Here is a 20,249-nt window from a genome sequence, read left to right on the forward strand (position 1 = left end):
GCTCGATTGGCTTAGGCTTCGGGGGCTTCCTTCGTCTCCGCCTCCGCTGGGATCTCGTCGGCTTTGGCCGGTTCGGGGACTGGTTCCAGTACTGAAGGTGTGGGGACGTCGGTTTCCTTCGCTTCCGGCGGGAGCGGCATGTCCTCGATGAAGACATAGAGTGCGTCGATCAATGGCTGCGGCAGTTGGAAGATGCTGTCGAGTTGCTTGGAACCGCAGACCTGCTGCGTGCCCGACTGCCGCTTGGTAAAGACATAGGTGCGGGTGTCGATCCGGTCGGTCCCGTCGCCCGGCAGCACGATTTCCGCGCTCAAACGGTAGAGCCAGGGCAGCGAGGTGTCGGGGTCGAGCACATAGCTATCGGCATAATTCTCCTTGAGGTAGGCCTTGACCACCATCTTGCGGACGGCATTGAGCAGTGTTTGGATGGCTTCCGCTTCCTTTTCGTCTTGTTCGGCCAAGAGCGTGCCCCAAATGCTACCCTCCGGTAACTGGAGGTCGAAGAGGACCTCGCCGTCGCTGATGCGCTCCAGCTTCAGGTTGCGGATGCGGGCGGCTTCCGGGAGGGTCTCGAGGGTGCGGCTGCGGTAGTCGAGCGCGTTGAGCGGGAGCATGCGCCAGGTGGGCCGGCGTTCGACGGCATAGATGAAGTCGGCCTGCGTGTTGCGGGCATAGAGGAGCTCATTCTCATCGTCCGGATGCGAGAGTTGCAGCGTGATCGGCGGGGCGTTGTCGAGGGAGAGTTTCACGATACGTCGCGGGTTGTTGAAGCCGTATCGTGCGAGGTCGGCCGGAGCCGGCGCGTCCGCGATGAAGCTGCTGGCGCGGAGGTTTTTCAAGTTGTCGATCAGGGAATCGACGACTTCGGGGTCGGCGCGGTAGGGTTGGATATTGCCGCCTTCGCTGCTTTGGATGACCTGCCAGTCTTCTCCGGTTTCCAGGCGCTGCAGGCGGATCTCCCGGCCGCTCTCGGTGATGTTGATCGCGTTCAGGGCGTCCGGATCGAAATTCATGAAGTTGCGTTCGCGCAGGGCTTCCTGGGCCTCGCGTAGTTCGTCGAAGGCCTTGGCCTCGACGGTAAAGACGGTGGGGTTGTCCTCCAGCTTAGCAAAGTAGCTGGGCTCGCCCGTGGCATTGGGATCCAGGTTGCCGATCAGCAGGGTTTGCCGGCGTTTGTTCCCGTTGAGCGTCACACGCATGGCCGGGGTTTCGAGACCTTGCAGGACAGGGTCGCGTCCTTCGGGGAAGCGGACCACTTTTGCGGCGGTCAGTTGGTTGATGGTGTTGGTCACCAGGGTCGGGTCGGCTTCGGCTGTCAAGGGGGACTCGAACAGCCATCCGTTGTTGGTCCGTGCTAGACGGACTTTCAGTTCGCCGTTGCCGGATGCGCCCGAGGCGTTCATCTGCAGGCTGAGGGCATCCACTTCGAAGACCGGGATACTGAAGATTTGACGGGTGCGCAGGTCGGACAGGTCGATGATCAGGCTGTCAATGATGGCACGACTGACGACGAAGATGTTTTCTTTTTTGGGGCCGAGCAGATAGACGTTGTTGCCGATTTCGGTGGTGGTGCCGATGGCCAGGTCGATGGATTCCTCTCCCTCGGCGATGATCAGGTGCAGGGCCGGGTTATCCAGTCCATAGTCGCCGAGACTTTGTCCGGCATTGCGGATCTCCTCGACCGAAAAAGAGGCTTCCTCCTCGATGAATTGCAGCTGGTTCAGGATCCGGTTGATGGCGAAGTAGTTGGCCGGCCATTGGAGCGGTTGCGTAATGGTCCAGTTGGCACCATCCCGTTCGAGGACCCGCGGGTTGCCCAACTCCTTCCCTCGCAGCTCGATCCGGTCCGCATCGACGATCTCGCGCCCGATTTGTCCGGACAGGCCTCCCATGCGGGCGTCGATTTGCCTGCTCTGGTGGCTCAGGTAATAGATCAGCCCGAAGGTGATCAGATTCAGGGCGAGGAGAAAGATGGTGAATTTGAAACGCATCGGCTTAGCGGCGGCGGAGGAGGTAAATAAAGAGCCCGAAGATACCGGTGGCAACCGGGAGGATGGCAAAGTAGAGGAGCAGGTTCTTCTGGTCGTTCTTGCTCATCACGATCTGATAGCTTTCCAGTGGCCGTGTCTGGATGTTGAGGAGGTTGATCCGGTCGAGTGTCCAGTTCAAGGTGTTGAAAAAGAGGGTGCGGTTGCCGAAGGTGCGCAGGCGGTTGTTGGCAATGAAGTCGGAATTGCCGAAGACCGCAAGACGGCCACCGGGAATATTGATCCCGAGGCCGGAACCGGTGCTGCGGGTGGACACCGTGGCGATACTGATGGGCCCGCGCAGGTCGCGTCCGGCATCATACACGACCGGGTTCTGGCTGCGGTAGTCGCGTTCGGCCCAGCTTGCTTCGGAGGTCCCGATCAGCTGTGTGACTTCCAGGCGCTGGTCATTCACGGAGAGCGGATCGGTCCGGACCGGGCGGGGCAGGCCGAACAGCGCGGTGATCTGGTAGCTGACCAGCAGTTCGGTGATCGGGTGTTCGGCAAAACGGCGGATGATAATGTCACCCCCCTGGGCCCTGAAGTCGGGGCCCGTGTCGACGACGGCCATGTCGTCCGCCAGCACCCCCCAGTCATAGAAGAGCTCGTCCATGCCATGGCGGCGGCCCGGATCGATCAGGACAATCATGCGGCCGTTGCGCTCGGTCATGTAGCGGCGCAGCTTTTCGACTTCTTCCGGCAGGAGGCTGGCTTGCGGGGAAGGGATGACAATTAGGTCGGCATCTTCCGGGACTTTCTCGTCGACCGAAAGGTCAAGAGTGGCGAGGGTATAATTGCGCTCACGCAGGAAGCTTTCGAGTTGGGAGAGGCCGCGGAGCGGGTCCACATCGTCCAGTCGCATCTCGCCGTGGCCGACGAGGAAGTAGAGCTTGTCGGTCTTTTCCGTATCCACTTCGAGTATGGCGGAGGTGATGGCCTTTTCTCCCTGGAAGCCGGCGATTTCGCCGTCGACGACTTTGTAGAGGTCGGCCTGCCGGATTTCGCGGCTGCGGGTGCCGTTGGCGATCAGGATAATGTTTTCCTGGGTCAGGTTATACTGATTGGAGAGTTCCTGGGCCCGTTGGCGCTGTTTGTAGATGTCGACGTACTCGACCCGTACCATTTGCCTGCCCTGTATGCGGCCTTCCGCATCGTAGGCCCTGAGTAACTTGTCGAGGTGGCGGTGGATTTGCCTCAGTTCCTGGACATCCGGATCTTGCGGGATCGTGATGATGATCTCCACCGGCTGGCTGAGGGCCCGGATGTAGGCCTTGGATTCCGGTGCGAGGCTGTAATTGCCCGACTGGGTGAGGTCGAAGCGTGTGAAATAGCGCGCGGCCAGGTAATTGAGTGCGATAATCAGGCTGATACTCAGCATGATTTGCAGGATCCGGTTGAGGGCCCGGAACTGGCGTGCGGTGCGAAAATCGTTGAAGCGGCTGTTCGACATTAGGCTTTAGCTTCGATTACGAGCGTGGAGAGGCCGAGCAGGAGGCATCCGAGGCTGGTGTAATAGAAAAAGGGACGGGTGTCGACGACGCCGCTGGCGAAGTCATCGAGGTGCTTGAAGGTCTGCAGGTAGTTCAGGATCGTTTCCAACCAGTCTGCGAGTTGTTCGCCGCTGCCATAGAAATAGAAGAGGAGTTGTCCCCCGACGATGACCATGAAGAGCGAGGTAAAGCTCAACATGCCGGCGACCAGCTGGCTACGGGTGATGCTGCTGGCGAAGATGCCGATGGCGATGAAGAGGATGCCGCTGGTTGCGATGAAGAGCAGGCTGCCGATGATGGGGGCGGGGTCGAGGAGCACTTCACGCTCTACGGAGTTCGGGAAAAAGGTGCTGGTGAGGAAAGGAAAGCCCAGGGTGGCGCACCAAAGCAGCATATAGAAGAGGTAGGCTCCGGTGAATTTGCTGAGAATGATGGCCGAGCGTGAGGTCGGGGTCGTCATCAGGCTGTCGAGGGTGCCGGCATTCCGTTCGCCTGCCAAGCTGTGCATGGTCAGGAGCGGAACGACGAAGAAGACCGGCAGCCAGAAGCTTTTGAAGAACTGGATTGCGGGCAGTTCCTCCTCGGGGGCGTTGACCATGCCGCGGAGGATGGTCCAGTAGATCACGCCCATGAGGCAGAGGAAGAGGACGGCCGCGATGTAGGTCGCGGGATTGATCAGCAGCATCCTGAGCTCGTGCTTTAGCAGTATAAAATAGGAACGCATGGTTAAGACTCGGTCTTGGTGCCGGTGCTTTCGGCGGTTTCCGCCTGGATCATCTTGGCGGTGGGCTTGTTATCGATTGTTTCCTCCCAGGAGCGGCGGGTGGCGGCGAGGAAGATCTCCTCCAGGTTGGGCTCTTTGAGCGCGAGGCTGTGGAGGGTGCAGTTGGCCGAGCGGCCGAAGGACTGGATCAGGCGCGGGCCGGTTTCGCCATTGCCCTCCGTGCTGAGGATGAGGCGGCTGAGTGTGTCGCTGAGCTTTTGTTCCTCCTTCAGTTCGTACGCGATCCCGTCCTGCTTCAAGTGTTGCAGGGCGGTCTGGACGTCGCCCTCCAGATCGATCTGGTAGCGGGTGCCGGGGAGGAACTCGTCCCGCAGGTCGGCACTGCTGCCACAGGCCACGACGCGGCCGCGGTTGATGATGATGACGCGGTCGCAGGAGCGTTCGATTTCCGGAAGGATGTGCGAGGACAGCACGACGGTGAGCTTGCCGCGCAGGCTGTCGATGAGGCGGCGGATGCCCTGGATCTGGTGGGGGTCGAGGCCGATCGTGGGCTCGTCCATGATGATGACTTCCGGATTGCCGAGGAGGGCGTCGGCGATCCCGACGCGCTGGCGGAAGCCTTTGGAGAGGGTGCCGATGATCTTGCGGCGGGCGGTGCGGGCGAGGTCGCAGATTTCCATGACCTCCTGGACGGTGCTGCGGAGCTTGCGGCCGGGCACTTCCTTGAGGCGTGCGCGGAAGCGCAGGTACTCGACCACCCGCATGTCATTGGGCAGCGGGTTGTTTTCCGGCATGTAGCCGATCTTGCGCTTCACCTCGTGCGGATTCTGGGAAACGGAGAGGCCGGCCACATAGGCGCTGCCCGAGCTGGCGCTCATGATCCCGCTTAAAATACGCATGGTGGTGCTCTTGCCGGCGCCGTTCGGGCCGAGGAAGCCGACCACTTCACCGCGCTTCACCGAGAAGCTGACATTCTGGATCGCAGTGAGGGCCCCGTAGTGACGGGTGAGGTTCTTGACTGAAATACTGGTATCGGAGTCCATCAAATGAAGGATAGCATTATGATACAAAGGGGGATAACAATCCTTAAGCGAAGCAGAAATACCGTAGATGCGGGACTGGGTTTGGATCCCTAGGCCTGCAGCGAAGTTCCATGAATCGTGGCTTGTCTAACGCGGACCGGCCCACGGGCGCAGGCTTTCCCGGCGGAGCCGGTTTTGTCCGGCGGCGTCCTGCTGGTAGAAATCCCCGGCGAGCCCGGGCTCCCAGTCGCCGTAGGACGGGTTGGGGAGGAGGATGAAGCGTTTCCCGAAATCCCCGCGCCGGGCGTCGACCGCGGCCTGGCGGGCGTCGTTGAGTTGATGGTAGGTCCCGAGTTCGGGGAAATCGTTGAGGTTGTCCCCGAGCAGAAGCACGATCTTGTAGCCGGCGGCTTCGATGGATGCGAGGCGGGGGGCCTTGTTCGAGCTGTCGGTTTTCAGGAGCAGGGTCTGGTCGTTGACTCCGGGGAATCCCAGTCGTACCAGATTGTTGAAGGTGGCCTCGTAGGTCGCATCCGAGCGGTTGGAAACGTAAAACATGGTGCCGCCCTTGCGGGTGACGTATTGGGCGAACTCGAGGGCGCCGGGGAGGGCGGGCGTCTGTTCCTCGCGGACCCACTGGTCCCAGGTCGCGGGCTCGTAATCGTGGTCGCCCAGCACCTGCCAGGCCGCATAGGGGCTGTTGTCCAGCATGGTTTCATCGAGGTCGACCATGACGGCGAGTGGGCCCTCGTTCGCTTTCGCCGCCTGGTCGTAGGCAGCCGTGGCGAGGTTGAAGGCCTGCAGGCAGAGCGCACGGTATTCCCCTGCGTCCTGCATCCATGTGACTGCGTTCAGGTTGGGTGAAGTCTGGCAGCCGGTGTGGTAGAGCAGGGCGCAGGCCCCCGCCAATAGTGGAAATAGCCGTTTCATCGCGGGACATGCTCGCCAGTCGACGGGGGGGAGGTCAATGCGCAAAGGCCTGTCCGCGGGAAACTCTGCGGACGGGTTTTGTGTGGGGATGGGCGATTTCTTTAAAGAATCTCCTTTTCAAAAACCTCCGCTTCCAACTGACTTAGGGCGAATGATTACGACGACAGAAGCTCTGGAAGAAGCAGTGCAGCGCGCATTGAAAGCGGGAGCCGTAGGGATAGATACGGAGTTTGTATGGGACCGCACCTATTATCCCACCCTGGGCGTGGTGCAGATCGGCTATCCGGACGAGCATGCGGAACTGATTGATGCACCGAAAATCGAGGACTGGTCGCCTTTTGCCAAGCTGATGTCCGATCCCGATACGGTAAAGATCCTCCATGATGCGCAGCAGGACCTGACGATCCTGAAGCGTGCCTGCGGGGCCTATCCGAAAAATATCTTCGACACCCAGCGTTCGGCCGGATTTGTCGGACTGGCTTCGACGATCTCCTTGAGTGAGCTGCTCAAGACGCTGTTGAAGGTGCGCTTGGCCAAGTCTGAGACGCAGTCGAACTGGCTGGCCCGCCCCCTGACCGACCGTCAGGTCCAATATGCGGAGGAGGATGTCCGTTACTCCACCCAGTTGATGCTGCGAATCATGGAAAAGGCGGAAAAGTTGGGGCGCAAGAAGTGGATACTCGACGAGATGAGCGAGTACGAGGAGCCGACGCTGTACGAAGAGCGGGATCCCGACCTGGAAATGCCGCGAGTGCGCAAGAGCGGTTCCCTGACGCATCAACAGCGCGAGGTCCTGCGCGCCCTGGGCGCCTGGCGTGAGCACAAGGCTCGCAAGCGCAACCTGCCCCGCAGTTTCGTGCTGTCCGACGATGCCATCATTTCGTTGACCAAGCAGCCGCCCGCCACAATCGACGACCTCAAGCCTTTGAAGGGGCTGAGTGAAAAGTCACTCAAACACAACCGCGACGCGCTTTGGGCCGCCATTGAGCGGGGGCGCAACGGCGAGCTGCCGGACTTGCCCAACGCCCGTCCCAAGGGGCCGCAACCGGACGACGGCTATGAGGCCCGGGTTGATTTTGCCCTGGCCTTCACAAAGGGCACCTGCATGGCCGCCCAGATCGATCCCGCCCTGATCGGGAACCGGGCTGACATCACCGCGTTGGTGCTGGATGCGGAAGATGCCGATCCGGCCGAGCATCACATCCTACGCGGCTGGCGGGCCGAGTTTTGCGGCAAGCAATTGCTGGCGCTCCTGCGCGGCGAGGGCAGCATTTCGATCAACACAAAGACCCGCCTGCCCCAGTTTAGCAGCTAGAAAGCGGTCTCGACACCGGCGCTTCTTGTACCCTTCCGCGCGGCGGGAATCGGGTGTTTCGAGGGGGGTAGTTTTTGTCTTACTCGTACTCTTTGAGCTACGCTTTTGGGATTAAGATTAAGAGAATCGGTCATCGACTTGAAATCGTAGCATCCGGCGTGAGCCGGATGAGGGGGGCGCATCTTGAGCGGGACCGTTCGCCCGTGGGGAAATTTCCGCGGCGGGGCATTTTTGACTGGCGCATTATGAAGCGCGCGTCATTTGCACTGGCTCGCATTTCCCTCATATTAACCTCACGTGAGTACGCCCTCCCTGAAACACCGCGCCGGCTCCGCCTTGCAAACGATCGGTTGGAAAGAAGTCATCCATCTGCCTGAATGGGGGGTGCGCTCGCTTCTGGCCAAAGCTGATACCGGTGCGCGCGGCTCGGCGCTGGACGTTAGCTCGATGCGGCGGGTGCCCGGCAACAAGGTGGAGTTTACCATCGTGCTCGACCGTAAGAATCGTGGCGCCGGTCCGACCGTGGTGGCCGATATCGTCCGCAGCTCCCGTATCCGTTCCAGCAACGGGGTGGTGCAGGAGCGCTTTGTGGTGCGGACCTCCGTGCAGATCGGCACACGCAAGCACCCGGTCGAGTTCAGCCTGGTGAACCGCCAGCGCATGATCTGCCGGGCCTTGCTCGGCCGCCACGCCCTGGCCGGCCGCTACCTGGTCGACTCCAGTGACAAATATGTGCATGGGCCCCGGCGAAAGCCCCGCGCGACCTGAACCTCAGTCGTCCGCTCCCGACACTGGCAACCTTTCTTTCTTATGTCTTTGGAATCACTCAAGATCGGCATCCTCTCACGGAATCCCCGTTGCTACAGCACCCGGCGGCTGCGCGAGGCGGCGCTGGCCAACGGCCACCAGGTCAAGGTCCTGGATACGCTTAAGTTCGGCATCTTCGTCGAGCCGAAGTCACCCCACCTGACTTTCCGGGGCAAGAACCTGAGCGAGTACGACGCGATCATTCCCCGCATCGGCACCTCCGTGACCTTCTACGGCACCGCCGTGGTCCGCCAGTTCGAGCAGATGGGGGTCTTTTGTCTCAATTCCTCCGCCGCGATCGGTATTTCCCGCGACAAGCTCCGCTCCATGCAGGTCCTGAGCCGCCACGACATCGGCATCGCCCAGACCGCATTTGTCTCGCGCAAGGAAGATGTTCTGCCCGCGATCGAGCAGGTCGGCGGGGCGCCCGTCATCATCAAGCTGATCGAGGGCACCCAGGGCGTGGGGGTGATCCTGGCCGATTCCAACAAGATCGCGGAGGCCATTGTCGAGACCCTCCAGAGCACCAAGCAGAACGTTTTGATCCAGAAGTTTGTGGCCGAGAGCCGGGGGCGTGATATCCGCGCCTTCGTGGTGGGGGACCGGGTGGTGGCCGCCATGCGGCGTCGGGCCCAGGGGCAGGAATTTCGGAGTAATGTTCACCGCGGGGGCACGACCGAGGCTGTCCGACTGGACGAAGCCTACGAGCGTACCGCGGTCCGCGCAGCCCAGATCATGGGCTTGCGGGTCGCCGGCGTCGACATGCTGGAGGGCAAGGATGGCCCGGTGATCATGGAGGTGAACTCCTCACCCGGACTGGAAGGCATCGAAGCGGCCTGCGAAATGGATATCGCCGGTGAGATTATCCGCTACCTGGCCGAACATATCCGCTTCGGGGACCTCGACCTGCGGCAACGCCTCTCCTTTGCCCGTGGCTATGCCGTCAGTGAATTCACCGTGACCGCCAATTCCAAGCTGGATGGCATTCCCCTGACCCAGTCGGGCCTGAAGGAGCGCGGTATTATCGTCATGAGCATCAACCGCAACGGGCAGCACTTTCCCGCACCCACCGGCGACGACGAGCTGCACCACGGAGACAAGCTGCTCTGCTATGGGCCGAAGACCACGCTACAGGACTACCTGCCGCTCCTGACCCAGCGCAAGCGCCGCAAACTGGCGGCCAAGAAACGGGTGGGGTAAGGCCGCTTTGTCCTGATCTTGATCTTGAAAGCCATACGCGGAGCGCTGGCTGGAGTTGTATGGGCTGACGGGTGCTCTATTTATTATATACTTCTTTCCGGTGCGCTATCCTTATCACCACAACAGTGATCACTTCATCGTAGATTTGGTAGAGGACTCGATAGTCCCCTTGTCGGATTCTGTACTTTTCTTCTCCGGAGAGTTTCTTGGACTGAGGAGGTCTTGGTTCTTCGGCCAAGGCCTGGATCTTTTCAATGATCCTGTCTCTGTCCCTTTTTTGGATCTTTTCTAGTTCCTTTGCGGCCGACCTCTTGATCTCGATCTTATAGTCTGCCATCGCTCTTCAAGCTCTTCAGGAAAGTCTCGAAATTCATGGTTGGCTCGTTTTCTCGATCCCTAAACGCTTGGAGATCATCAAGATCTTCGGATAAAGCCTCTCGTATCGCTTGATTGACAAGATTGGATACCGAAGAGGAAGCTTCGGCGGCTTTCAGTTTCAATGCCTTGTGCAGGTCATCTTCGAAGTAGACAGTTGCGCGTTTCATGAGGCATTTTTAGCGCTTTAGCGTTAAAACGTCAAATCTTCGTTTTTAGAGAACATGCACTTTTGAGTTTATTCAGGGGGAAGTCGGTGTCGGCGAGCGGCTAGAGCGTCTCCAGCGGACTGGCTTTTTCCTGCGACACATCCTCCATCACGTGCAGATAACCTTCAGAACTGTAACCGGTGTGAACTGCACACCGCCTGGATCTTTGTCCCGTCTACAGCCTGGGTGACAAAACCGATCATATCCAAAGACACGGCCATTTTAAGCGTCTGTAAAAACACTTCCTTGATCTGCTTGCGGTGTGCACGCCAGAAACGCCACAAGGAGTTCTGGTCGGGCTTGAGCGTCCCGCACAACCAAATGAACCCCATCTCTTCCTGACAGGCCCGCTCCAGTTTGCGGGTCGAACGCACTTTTCGCAAATAACCGTAGAGCCATGCCCGCAGTAATAATCGCGTCGCGTAGGGAGGCCTGCCCCGACCGCCACCGTAGTATTGTGCAAAGCCCAATGAGACCATATCCAGCTCCTCAACGAAGCTACGGATATATCGCGCCTCGTGATCGCTGCTGATCCAATCCTCGATCTGGGCGGGGAGTAAGTGAACCTGATTCCAATCTGCTTCGAGCGCTTCGGCCATCAGACCACTCTCTGAACACAAGCATGCTCTAGACAACTTTTTTTGAGACAGTTTCCAAGCGGGCACGCCACGCCGTCGGGACGAAGGCGGGACACGCCACGCAAGCAGCTCAGGTCTCGACGATGCGGGGCTACTTGCGGCGCTCGCGCACGGCGGAGGCGAGGTCTTCGAGGATTTTATCGGTGGCGTTCATGTCGATGCAGGCATCGGTGATACTTTGGCCGTAGACATTTTCCTTGTTGGGGTCGTAGTCCTGGCGTCCCTCGACGAGGTGGCTTTCGAGCATGACGCCGGCAATGCCGGTCTGGCCGTCGGCAATCTGCTCGGCGAGGACCCGAGCGACTTCGCTTTGGCGCCGGTAGTCCTTGTTGCTGTTGCCATGGCTGCAGTCGACCACGAGATAGGGGGGCAAATTGACTTTGCGCAGCTGTTCGAGGATCGGCTCGATTTCCTTGGCCTCGTAGTTGGGCCCGGTTCGGTTGCCGCCGCGCAGGATGACGTGTGCGGAGGGGTTGCCGGTGGTTTGGAAAATCGCGGTCACGCCCTGTTTGGTGACGGAGGGGAACCAGTGTCCCTGACGGGCGGAGCGGACGGCGTCGATCGCGATCTGGACGTTGCCGCTGGTGCCGTTCTTGAAACCAACGGGCATGGAGAGTCCGGAAGCGAGTTCCCGGTGGACCTGGCTTTCGGTGGTGCGTGCCCCGATGGCGGACCAGGCGATGGCGTCGGCGATGAACTGCGGGATGATGGTATCGAGAAATTCGGCACCGGTGGGCAGGCCGAGCTCGCAGATGTCGGCGAGCAACTGCCGGCCGATGCGCAGGCCGGTGTTGATTTCGAAGCTGCCATTAATGCCGGGGTCGTTGATCAGGCCCTTCCAGCCGACCACGGTGCGCGGCTTTTCGAAGTAGACCCGCATGATGATCTGGAGGTCCTCCTTGTAGCGCTCCATGAGGGGGAGCAGGGTATGGGCATATTCGATGGCGGCCTTTGGGTCGTGGATCGAGCAGGGGCCGACCACGACCATGAGTCGGTCGTCGTCGCCACGCAGGATGGCCTCGCTCTCGGCGCGGCCGCGCTCGATGACGGCCAGCGCTTCCTCGGATAGCGGGATTTCTTCGATCAGGATGGCGGGCGGCAGCAGCGGGCGCATCCCGGCGATACGGATATCATCGTGTTGGGGCATGATCTGTGACTGACAATTGTAAGGTGAAAGATGGAAAGGTTTATCCGAGCAGGAAGCGGATCATTTGGCCGGCCTGGCCGGCGTAGCTGGAGCCGAACAAGTTCGCGTGATTGAGGACATGATAGAGGTTATAAAGCTCTTTACGAATCTCGTAGCCGGGGTCGAGCGGCCAGGCTTGTCTATAAGCACGGTAAAATTCCGGCGGAAAGCCACCAAAAAACTCGGTAAAGGCGAGGTCGGTTTCACGGTCTCCGTAATATGTGGCAGGGTCGAAGATGACGGGGCTGCCGTCGCGGGTAAATCCGGCGTTGCCGGACCAGAGGTCGCCATGGAGTAGTGAAGGGGGCGGTGTGTGTCCGGTGAGGAGGGCGTCGACCGCCTCCAGCAGGGCCTGGGCGCGGTCGAAGTGGAAGCCGTTGCGGTGCGCCAGCTCCAGTTGGGGGCGCAGCCGTTCTTCGCGGAAGAAGGCGGACCAGGTGTCGTGCCGTCGGTTGGACTGCGGGGTGCTGCCGATGGTGTTGTCGCGGTGCCAGCCGAAGCGATCCGCCGTCTGGCGGTGCATGGCGGCGAGTTGTGTGCCCATCGCGGACCAGTCGCCCGAGGCGCTGCCCGTGAGCTCAAGCGCTTCCATGGCGATAAAGGCGCGGCCTTGGGCGCTGCCCAATGTGACCGGTCGGGGCGCGCAAATGCTCCGACTGGCAAGGATGGCTTTGAGGCCTTCAGCTTCCGCTTCGAACATGGGGTAGTTGGCCGCGGTGTTGAGCTTGACGAAATAGCGGCGGGTGCCGTCGCTCAGGATCCGGGCGTCGTTGATGCATCCGCCGCCGGCGTGCCGGCTGCTGGAGCACTTGAAGGTTTCGCCGGTGGCCTCGGAGATGGCGGCGCAGATGGCCTGCTCCAGTTCGTTTGCCATGGGCTTACTTCAAGGCATCCAAGAGTCCGGCGCAACCGTCTTCGATCAGGTCCAGCACATCTTCGAAGCCGCGTGCGCCCCCATAGTAGGGGTCCGGGACTTCCTGCCTCCGGCTGTTCCTGCAGTACTCGCAAAAGAGCCGGACCTTCGCTTTGCGGGCCTCATCCACCACCAGACCTTGGGCATCCCTGAGGTTGTCCTTATCCATGGCCAGGATCAAGTCGTAGTAGTCGAGGTCCTCGGCTTGCAGCAGGCGGGAGCGGCCGATGATCGGTATGGACCGTTGGCGCATGACCGCCTGCATGCGTCCATCCGGCGGTTCGCCGACGTGAAAGCCGATGGTGCCGGCCGATTCGATTTCAAAGCGGTCGGTCAGGCCGGCTTCGTTGACCAGATGCTGGAAGACGCAATGGGCGGCCGGGGAGCGGCAGATATTGCCCATGCAGAGAAAAAGGATGCGGGTCATGTGCGCGTGGCGGGTTTCAGGTTGATGCAAATGTGTGGTTAGCGGGCAAGGCCTTCTCCGTACTTCGCGATGTGCGCTCGGGCGATGCGTTCCAAGTCTTCGATCTGATTGACCTTGGTCAAATCGCCCCGGATGCGTCGCGAGCCTTCCATGCCTTTGGTCAGGGCGATGAACTTGGGCCGCATCCAGCCCAGGTCGCCGCTGTGGCGCTGTTGGCGGAAGGGGCGTGCCATGATGCCGCGGGTGTAGTTGATAATGGTTTCCCAGCGTTCTTCGATGCCGGGCGGGGGCGGGATGGTGCCGTGTTTCAGATAGTGCTTGATATCGCGGAAAATCCAGGGGTAGCCCAGGGCCGCGCGGCCGATCATGAGCCCGGCACATGTGGTGGTTTCGCGGATACGGATGACGTCTTCGGCGGAGCGGATGTTACCGTTGCCGATGACCGGGATGACGAGCGCTTCGGCCACTTCGGCGATAATTGGCCAGTTCGCCTCCCCGCTGTAGCCCTGGACCTTGGTCCGGCCGTGGATGGCCAGGGCCTGTGCGCCTTCGTTCTCGACAATTTTACCGACCTGCAGGGCCACAATGGTATCGTCGTCCCAGCCGGTGCGGATTTTTACCGTTACCGGTGTCTCGGGGACGGCCTTGACCACGGCGGCAGTCACTTGTCCCAGTTTGTCGGGGTTGCGCAGCATGGAGGAGCCGGCGTCCATGCAAATGACGCGGTCGGCGGGGCAGCCGAAATTGATGTCGATGAAGTCGGGCTTGAGGCGGTCGACCAGGAGTCGGGCCGCCTGTCCCATGGTGACGGGGTTTGAGCCGAATATCTGGATGCCCATCGGTCGTTGCTCTTCGGTGAAATCGACGGTTTCCCATAGTCGCGGGTCGTCACGGATGATCGCATCGGCCTGGACGAATTCGGTGACCATGACGTCCGCGCCCTGCTCCTTGCAGAATTCCCGGAACATAATGTCGGTAAACCGGGCCATCGGCGCCAGGTAGAGCGGGAACTTGCCGTCTTTAAACCAATCGAGCATGAAAAATTAAGAAAATTTGAAATTTATGAAATTTTTTGGAGGGTTTAGCGTTCTGATTGTTACGCGAGGACATGGAGCTAGCCCAAGCCTTGTGTGAGATCAATACCAACCATATACCTGACAGATTATGAAGCTACTACTGATTCCATTCCTGATGACAATTGCGGCGCTGACGGCCAATGCCCACTGCGGCATGTGCGGCACCGGCGACGCCGAGCACAAGGCAGAAGCCAAGATGGAAAAGAAGGCCTGCCCGGAAGGGTGCGAGAAGCCTTGCTGTGTGAAAAAAGACGCAGTTGAAGCCGAGAAGAAGGTCTGCCCTGCAGGATGCGAGAAGCCCTGCTGCGCGAACAAGGAAAAAGCCGAAGGCATGAGCTCCGACAAGCCGGTCAAGGCCGCTTGCTGCCCGATCAAGGCGTCCTAAGTAATTTGCTCTTAGTTTCCAAGCCCCGCCGGTTCGCCTGCGGGGCTTTTTTGGGGGAGAACAGAGGGATGTTGGGAAGGCTGAGGGCGGAGGCCTGAGACCTGAAGTGTTACCCATGTCCTGACCCTACCCGGAGTGCACATGTGATTCTGCCACACATGATTCTGCTTTTTGAGGACCGTTAATCCCGCTTCGTACACTACGCGGGACTAGCGTGTACGTGATGAAGGTCGAATGATGCTTACAACACCGGTGAACTGCTCGCAGCGCTGTGTTTTGAAACCACGTTCCGAGGAGCATAGCGACGACATGACCGGATTCCGCTTTGCGGAAGACCGGACCATGGACACGGATGTGCACGAATGCTTACAACTCCGCATTCTGTTTGGGGAGGTAGGGACGGATATCCCTTGTAAAGGCCGAAGACATGGGTAACCCTATCCATCCGAGAGGCCTGGGGATAGGCCGGCTGATTTCGACTATCCGCCGGGTGCTGTTGATGGGTAGGCAGAATGATGGTAGGCAGAATCATTTTCTTACAACCGTGGTGGAGAAGGGTGCTTTGAAGGCTGAGACTTGAGACCTGAAACCTGAAGCGGCTCAGTCTTGCGGACGCCCGAGGCCAGACTGACTGCACCGCAGAGGACGCGCGGAAGCGCGTCCCTCCATGATGCCTGCGATTCATGAAGGCAGGCTAGGTCCTCGCAGGCCGCGGCGCTGTGTTGATCCGGGATGCAGATGTGGGGCATCGACGTGACCGGCGATGCTACGGGAACACCGATGATGACGGGTGCGTCTCTTCGATTCGTCACCTATCGCAAGTGGCACAATCGCGATGTAGATACACCTGCGTTAGCCTTCTTGTCCCCTGCGTGTCTTTCTTCTCGACAGCAATCGTTGATAAGGGAATAAAATACCGCCTATGAGTCGCCCGACCCGCGCCCTGATTGTTGATGACGAGCCGCATTTGCGGATGTATTTAAAGCTTATTTTGAAGCAGATTGGCTTCACTGATTTTCTCGAAGCCGAGAACGGGCAAGTCGGGGTCGACCTCTACAAGGAACAGACTCCCGACCTCGTGCTGATGGATGTGAACATGCCTGTCATGGAGGGACTCGAGGCGCTTGAGCTCATTATGCAGCATGACGAGGAAGCGGTCGTTGTGATGACCACATCGGTGGCTTCTCGGCAGGCCGTGGAGCAGAGCGTGGAACTAGGTGCGTCCCATTACATCCGCAAGGATACACCGAAGGAACAGATCATCGAGTTGCTGGATAAACTTATCCGGGAGATCTGGGAGGAAGACTAGGCAAAGTAAACTACCAACTCTTAACTCTTAAACCATGAGCGATCCGACTACTACCGATCCCAAACCAGTTAAATTGCAGGAGGTCCGTTATTCGCTGCGGTCCATGTTGGATGAGGTCCGCAATGAGCGAAAGTCTTCAGCGCTGGGACGCGAGCTCATCGACCATACTGAAATCGAAAAGATGTTCAGCAACCGCAAACGCATAAAGAAGAAGTCATGAGCCTGACGATTCGAGAAGAACTGGAAAAACAGCATATCATTCTCTCCAATCAGGTTTATGATTTGGCCCTGCAGTCGGCGGAGGAGGGCACTTTGGACCTGATCGAATACCTGATCGACGAGGAATTGGTGGCCAAGGACGTGGCCTGCAAGATATGGAGCACACGTATCGGGTTTGCCTATGTGGATCCGCTCTCGACCATCATCAGCGATTCGGCGGTTGCCAGTATCCCGCTTGAGATCGCACGCAAGGGGAATGTGATGCCGCTCTACGAGATCGAGGGGGCGCTCACTGTAGCGATGCCGGATCCGAATAACAAGCCTCTGGTGGATCGACTCGCTGCGATAACGAACAAGCAGATCAGTCCGGTGTTTTGCCTCAATGCCGAGGTGCACCACGCCATCGAGCTGCATTACGGTTCGGAGAAGAGCGTGCATGAATTGATCGACCAGCTGGAGTCGAGCCAAGGTACGATCCTGGCGCAACTCAAGCCCGAAGAGCTCGCGGGCATGAGTGAATCCCAGTCGATTATCAATCTCTGCAATTCCCTTCTGTACCTGGCGATCAAGGAGCGGGCTTCGGACATCCACATCGAGCCTCGTCAGGATTACACCAATATCCGCTTTCGTATCGACGGTCGCTTGCAGGATATTTTCAAAATTGCCAGCGCGCTGTATGCTCCGCTGAAGTCCCGGATCAAGATTCTCTGCAACCTCAACATTGCGGAGGTGCGCTTTCCGCAGGACGGCCGCTTCTCTCTTCCGCTGGGCACCGAACAGGTGAATTTCCGGGTGTCTTGTATCCCTACGATCAACGGGGAGAAGCTGGTGCTTCGTATTCTGGCCCTGACCGGCAAGAAGGATTTCAAGACGCTGGACCAGATGTTCATTTCCCCAGCGGTGCTGGAGCCGTTCAAGCGGGTGATCAAGAGCCCGAACGGTATGATCTTTGTCACGGGGCCGACCGGTTCCGGCAAGTCCACGACGCTTTACGCGGCCTTACACGAGCTGAACACGCCGGAAAATAATATTTGTACGATTGAGGATCCGGTCGAAACGCGGATGGAAGGCATCATCCAGTCGCAGGTGAACGCCTCCATCGATCTTAAGTTTTCCACCTTGCTCCGTTCTCTTCTGCGTCAGGATCCGGATATTATTCTTGTCGGGGAAATTCGCGACCTGGAGACGGCCAAGATCGCCACGGAGGCTGCCTTGACCGGTCACTTGGTCTTCTCGACCCTGCATACGAACAATGCGATTCAGGCGGTGGTACGCCTCATTGAAATCGGGATTGAGCCCTACATGGTCGCACCCTCGATTCTGGCAGTCATGTCCCAGCGCCTGGCTGCGCGTATCTGCGAGACTTGCAAGAAAGCTTATACGCCGGACCCTGAAGTTCTGGCTAACTATTTCTACGATGCGGATCAAGTGGAGAGTCCTGTGTTCTATCATGGGCGCGGCTGTCCCCACTGCCGTGAGACTGGCTACCATGGCCGGATTGCCTTCCATGAATTGGTTCTCATCACCGAGGCGTTGCGCACCTTGATCGCCCAAGGGGCCGGCGACCAGAAATTAGCGGCCGAAGCGGCCCGCGTCGGCTACCGTCCTTTGCGCTATGACGGTTTGAAGAAGGTGCTTCTCGGCTTTACCACCATCGAGGAGCTTGAGGCGCATGCCTCCTTTGACTGGGTGACCCCGGTCGAGTAGGTCTTATTCCGGTTCCTTGACGTCGTAGATGTAACCGACGCCGTGGACGGTACGGAAGGCGTCGAGGCTCAGGTCGTGCCGTTTGTAGAGGTCGCGGATCTTGACGATATACTGGTCCAGCGAGCGGCTGCGCACATCGGCATGGATGCCCCAAACGGAATGGATCAGGTTTTTACGCGTCAGCACGGAATTCGGATGCGAGGCGAGGTAGGAGAAGATGCCGAGCTCCTTGCGGCCGATACTTTCGGTTTCGTCGTCGGGAAAGGTGATTTCCAGACGTTGTGGATTCACCTTGGCTCCACAGAAGTCGAAAGGCTGGTCGGTTGTGGTGGCATTGCGGGTGATGTTGGCATCGCCCGACGTTTCAGCCCGGCGAAGCACCGCGTTGATGCGTGCAATCAACTCGGGGAAACCGAATGGCTTGGTAATGTAGTCATCCCCACCCATTTCGAGTGCTTTGACCTTTTGGACCTCTGCGTTTTCACCTGTGAGGAAAATCACCGGCAGCTCAATGTTGCTCTGACGCAGCTCATCCATCAGGCTGAAGCCCGTGGAATCCGGCAGATGCACATCCAGCAAGAGCAGATTGGCGAAATTATTCTTGAGGAAGCGCATGGCATGGCTCGCATCGTTGCAGATTTGGTTGTCCATACCGGCAACTTCCAGTTGCGTGGCAATTAATGTGGCGAGATCCTTATCGTCTTCGGCTATGACGATGAGCGGTTTGGGTGAATGACTCATGTTAGGTGTTTAACAATGACAGGTCTTCGATGACTTCTTTAGCGTGTGCGTCAGGTTTGACTTTCGGGTAGGTCTTGAGGATGGTGCCGTCGGCTGCAACTAGGAAAGACATCCGATGCACTCCATCGTAGATTTTCCCCATAAATTTCTTCTCTCCGAAGACGCCAAAGGCTTTAGCTAGGGTGAAATCTTCATCCGAAATTAGGGGAAATGGTAGTCTATGCTTCGTTTGGAATTTTGTATGGGATGCCATACTGTCCTTGCTCACCCCGACAACCTGCAGGCCGGCGGCTTCGAATTCAGACCAGATGTCCCGGATCGCGCAAGCCTCCCGGGTGCACCCCGGAGTGTCATCCTTAGGATAGAAATAAATCAAGTGGGGGGCGCCGAGTTGGTCGCTGGAGATGGTTTCTCCGTCTTTTTCGTAGGTGAAGTCGGGTGTTTTCCGGCCGGGTTCTAGGGGTTGTGGACGTGCCATGTCATTCTGTCTCGAGAAGGCCGTTATTCATAGGCCATCATTCTTTTTTTACAAATCATAATTTGAGATATACGCGGGTGGCGGGACCGTGGATTAACATTTCTTTTGGGGGCGATAATTGTCCTGACTGTCAATAACTCCCGAAATTTAATCTTGTGCCCGTGCCGGACACGCACAGCGTACCGCGAATGGACAAGACACCCATACTGATGCTCGGCCTGCCCAAGGGAAGCCTCGAAGAGGCGACCATCAAGCTATTCGCCAAGGCGGGCTTTGAAATCTCCAAGAGCTCCCGCTCGTATCGTCCTTCCTTTGACGATGCTGAGCTGGACGGGCGCTTTGTGCGCGCCCAGGAAGTGAGCCGCTATGTTGAACATGGATACTTCGACTGCGGTTTGACGGGACAGGACTGGGTGCATGAAAACGGTTCGGATGTGGTCGAAGTCTGTGACCTGGTCTACAGCCGCGCCTCCAACCGTCGATCCCGCTGGGTGATCGCGGTGCCGGAAGCCTCCGATATCCACACGGTGAAGGATCTGGAAGGCAAGCGTATCGCTACCGAGGTGGTCAACACGACCCGCAATTACCTCAAAGAAAACGGGGTGAATGCCGAAGTTGAGTTTTCCTGGGGTGCGACCGAGGTGAAGGTGCCGGATCTGGTGGATGCGATCTGCGACTTGACCGAGACCGGGAATTCGCTGCGCGCCAACAAGTTACGTATCGTCGATAGCATCCTTTACACGAATACCGTACTCATCGCCAACAAGAGGGCCTGGGAAGACAAGTGGAAGCGCGAGAAGATCGAGACGATCGCGATGCTGCTGAAGTCCGCCCTGGAAGCGCATTCCAAGGTTGGGCTGAAGCTGAATATCGAGCGCTCCAAGCTGGATGCGGTGCTGGCGGACCTGCCGGCCCTGCGTAATCCGACGGTGAACCAGCTGACTGACGATGCCTGGGTGGCGATTGATACCGTGATCGACGAGAAAGTCGTGCGCGAAATCATCCCGGCCTTGAAGGCGCGCGGTGCCGAGGGTATCATTGAATATCCTTTGAACAAGGTGGTCTATTAGG

At 58.7% G+C, this 20,249-nt stretch carries 22 protein-coding genes; 8 read left to right on the plus strand and 14 right to left on the minus strand.

Going from position 1 to position 20,249, the window contains the following annotated elements; genetic code table 11:
* Nucleotides 1–11: 11 nt before the first annotated feature.
* The 5 genes from O2597_RS13740 to O2597_RS13760 all read right to left on the minus strand — a co-directional run bounded on the left by O2597_RS13740 (nt 12) and on the right by O2597_RS13760 (nt 6,193).
* Nucleotides 12–1,991: a DUF4340 domain-containing protein gene (locus O2597_RS13740; protein WP_269525789.1), complete on the minus strand. Its 1,980-nt coding sequence runs from the start codon at nt 1,989–1,991 to the stop codon at nt 12–14.
* A 4-nt stretch (nt 1,992–1,995) separates the two neighbouring features.
* Nucleotides 1,996–3,477 (minus strand): GldG family protein, encoded by a 1,482-nt coding sequence (locus tag O2597_RS13745; RefSeq protein WP_269525791.1) that lies wholly within the window; start codon nt 3,475–3,477, stop codon nt 1,996–1,998.
* Nucleotides 3,477–4,241 (minus strand): ABC transporter permease, encoded by a 765-nt coding sequence (locus O2597_RS13750; protein ID WP_269525793.1) that lies wholly within the window; start codon nt 4,239–4,241, stop codon nt 3,477–3,479. Before O2597_RS13750 ends, O2597_RS13745 begins: the two co-directional genes overlap by 1 nt.
* A 2-nt stretch (nt 4,242–4,243) precedes the next feature.
* Entirely contained in the window at nt 4,244–5,284 is a 1,041-nt protein-coding gene (locus O2597_RS13755; protein ID WP_269525795.1) for an ABC transporter ATP-binding protein, read from the minus strand.
* A gap of 126 nt (nt 5,285–5,410) precedes the next feature.
* Entirely contained in the window at nt 5,411–6,193 is a 783-nt protein-coding gene (locus O2597_RS13760; RefSeq protein ID WP_269525797.1) for a 5'-nucleotidase, lipoprotein e(P4) family, read from the minus strand.
* Between the two features lie 151 nt (nt 6,194–6,344).
* Here O2597_RS13760 and O2597_RS13765 point away from each other — a divergent pair, with 151 nt between their 5' ends.
* From O2597_RS13765 to rimK, 3 genes are all read left to right on the plus strand, one after another.
* Nucleotides 6,345–7,508, plus strand: a complete 1,164-nt coding sequence (locus O2597_RS13765) for a ribonuclease D (RefSeq protein ID WP_269525799.1) — start codon at nt 6,345–6,347, stop codon at nt 7,506–7,508.
* A gap of 297 nt (nt 7,509–7,805) precedes the next feature.
* The gene (locus O2597_RS13770) at nt 7,806–8,276 is read left to right on the plus strand and encodes an ATP-dependent zinc protease family protein (RefSeq protein ID WP_269525801.1); all 471 of its coding nucleotides are present in this window, start codon (nt 7,806–7,808) and stop codon (nt 8,274–8,276) included.
* 42 nt (nt 8,277–8,318) lie between these two features.
* Entirely contained in the window at nt 8,319–9,515 is a 1,197-nt protein-coding gene (rimK, locus tag O2597_RS13775) for a 30S ribosomal protein S6--L-glutamate ligase (protein ID WP_269525803.1), read from the plus strand.
* Between the two features lie 76 nt (nt 9,516–9,591).
* Here the strand turns inward: rimK and O2597_RS13780 are convergent, their stop codons facing one another.
* The 7 genes from O2597_RS13780 to dusB form a co-directional block, all read right to left on the minus strand.
* On the minus strand, nt 9,592–9,852 hold the full coding sequence (locus O2597_RS13780; protein ID WP_269525805.1) for a type II toxin-antitoxin system RelE family toxin: 261 nt from the start codon (nt 9,850–9,852) through the stop codon (nt 9,592–9,594).
* Entirely contained in the window at nt 9,839–10,060 is a 222-nt protein-coding gene (locus O2597_RS13785; RefSeq protein ID WP_269525807.1) for a ribbon-helix-helix domain-containing protein, read from the minus strand. The genes O2597_RS13780 and O2597_RS13785 overlap by 14 nt, the downstream gene beginning before the upstream one ends.
* 164 nt (nt 10,061–10,224) lie before the next feature.
* Nucleotides 10,225–10,698 carry a transposase gene (locus O2597_RS13790; protein WP_269525809.1) on the minus strand — a complete coding sequence of 158 codons (474 nt, stop codon included), beginning with the start codon at nt 10,696–10,698 and terminating at the stop codon, nt 10,225–10,227.
* A 130-nt stretch (nt 10,699–10,828) separates the two neighbouring features.
* Complete coding sequence (locus O2597_RS13795; RefSeq protein WP_269525811.1) at nt 10,829–11,884, minus strand: 3-deoxy-7-phosphoheptulonate synthase; 1,056 nt, start codon at nt 11,882–11,884, stop codon at nt 10,829–10,831.
* A gap of 40 nt (nt 11,885–11,924) precedes the next feature.
* Nucleotides 11,925–12,797 carry a fructosamine kinase family protein gene (locus O2597_RS13800; RefSeq protein ID WP_269525813.1) on the minus strand — a complete coding sequence of 291 codons (873 nt, stop codon included), beginning with the start codon at nt 12,795–12,797 and terminating at the stop codon, nt 11,925–11,927.
* Between the two features lie 4 nt (nt 12,798–12,801).
* Nucleotides 12,802–13,263: a low molecular weight protein-tyrosine-phosphatase gene (locus tag O2597_RS13805; protein ID WP_269525815.1), complete on the minus strand. Its 462-nt coding sequence runs from the start codon at nt 13,261–13,263 to the stop codon at nt 12,802–12,804.
* A 38-nt stretch (nt 13,264–13,301) separates the two neighbouring features.
* Nucleotides 13,302–14,300 carry a tRNA dihydrouridine synthase DusB gene (dusB, locus tag O2597_RS13810; RefSeq protein ID WP_269525817.1) on the minus strand — a complete coding sequence of 333 codons (999 nt, stop codon included), beginning with the start codon at nt 14,298–14,300 and terminating at the stop codon, nt 13,302–13,304.
* Between the two features lie 127 nt (nt 14,301–14,427).
* On the opposite strand from dusB, the gene O2597_RS13815 reads away from it, so the two are divergent.
* The 4 genes from O2597_RS13815 (at nt 14,428) to O2597_RS13830 (ending at nt 17,959) form a co-directional block, all read left to right on the plus strand.
* Complete coding sequence (locus O2597_RS13815; RefSeq protein ID WP_269525819.1) at nt 14,428–14,724, plus strand: hypothetical protein; 297 nt, start codon at nt 14,428–14,430, stop codon at nt 14,722–14,724.
* Between the two features lie 922 nt (nt 14,725–15,646).
* Nucleotides 15,647–16,033, plus strand: a complete 387-nt coding sequence (locus O2597_RS13820; protein WP_269525821.1) for a response regulator transcription factor — start codon at nt 15,647–15,649, stop codon at nt 16,031–16,033.
* Between the two features lie 34 nt (nt 16,034–16,067).
* Entirely contained in the window at nt 16,068–16,253 is a 186-nt protein-coding gene (locus O2597_RS13825) for a hypothetical protein (RefSeq protein ID WP_269525823.1), read from the plus strand.
* A complete protein-coding gene (locus O2597_RS13830; RefSeq protein ID WP_269525825.1) occupies nt 16,250–17,959 on the plus strand; it encodes a GspE/PulE family protein in 1,710 nt (569 codons plus the stop codon). The genes O2597_RS13825 and O2597_RS13830 overlap by 4 nt, the downstream gene beginning before the upstream one ends.
* A 3-nt stretch (nt 17,960–17,962) precedes the next feature.
* On the opposite strand, the gene O2597_RS13835 is transcribed toward O2597_RS13830, so the two are convergent.
* Together O2597_RS13835 and bcp are read right to left on the minus strand one after the other, a co-directional pair.
* A complete protein-coding gene (locus tag O2597_RS13835; protein WP_269525827.1) occupies nt 17,963–18,700 on the minus strand; it encodes a response regulator transcription factor in 738 nt (245 codons plus the stop codon).
* A 1-nt stretch (nt 18,701) separates the two neighbouring features.
* On the minus strand, nt 18,702–19,178 hold the full coding sequence (bcp, locus tag O2597_RS13840; RefSeq protein ID WP_269525829.1) for a thioredoxin-dependent thiol peroxidase: 477 nt from the start codon (nt 19,176–19,178) through the stop codon (nt 18,702–18,704).
* A 188-nt stretch (nt 19,179–19,366) separates the two neighbouring features.
* Between bcp and hisG the strand changes: the two genes are divergently transcribed.
* Nucleotides 19,367–20,248 carry an ATP phosphoribosyltransferase gene (hisG, locus tag O2597_RS13845; protein WP_269525831.1) on the plus strand — a complete coding sequence of 294 codons (882 nt, stop codon included), beginning with the start codon at nt 19,367–19,369 and terminating at the stop codon, nt 20,246–20,248.
* The last annotated feature ends 1 nt before the right edge of the window (nt 20,249 follow it).

Origin of the sequence: Coraliomargarita parva (genome assembly GCF_027257905.1) — a bacterium.
Classification (GTDB): Bacteria; Verrucomicrobiota; Verrucomicrobiia; order Opitutales; family Coraliomargaritaceae; genus Coraliomargarita_A; species Coraliomargarita_A parva.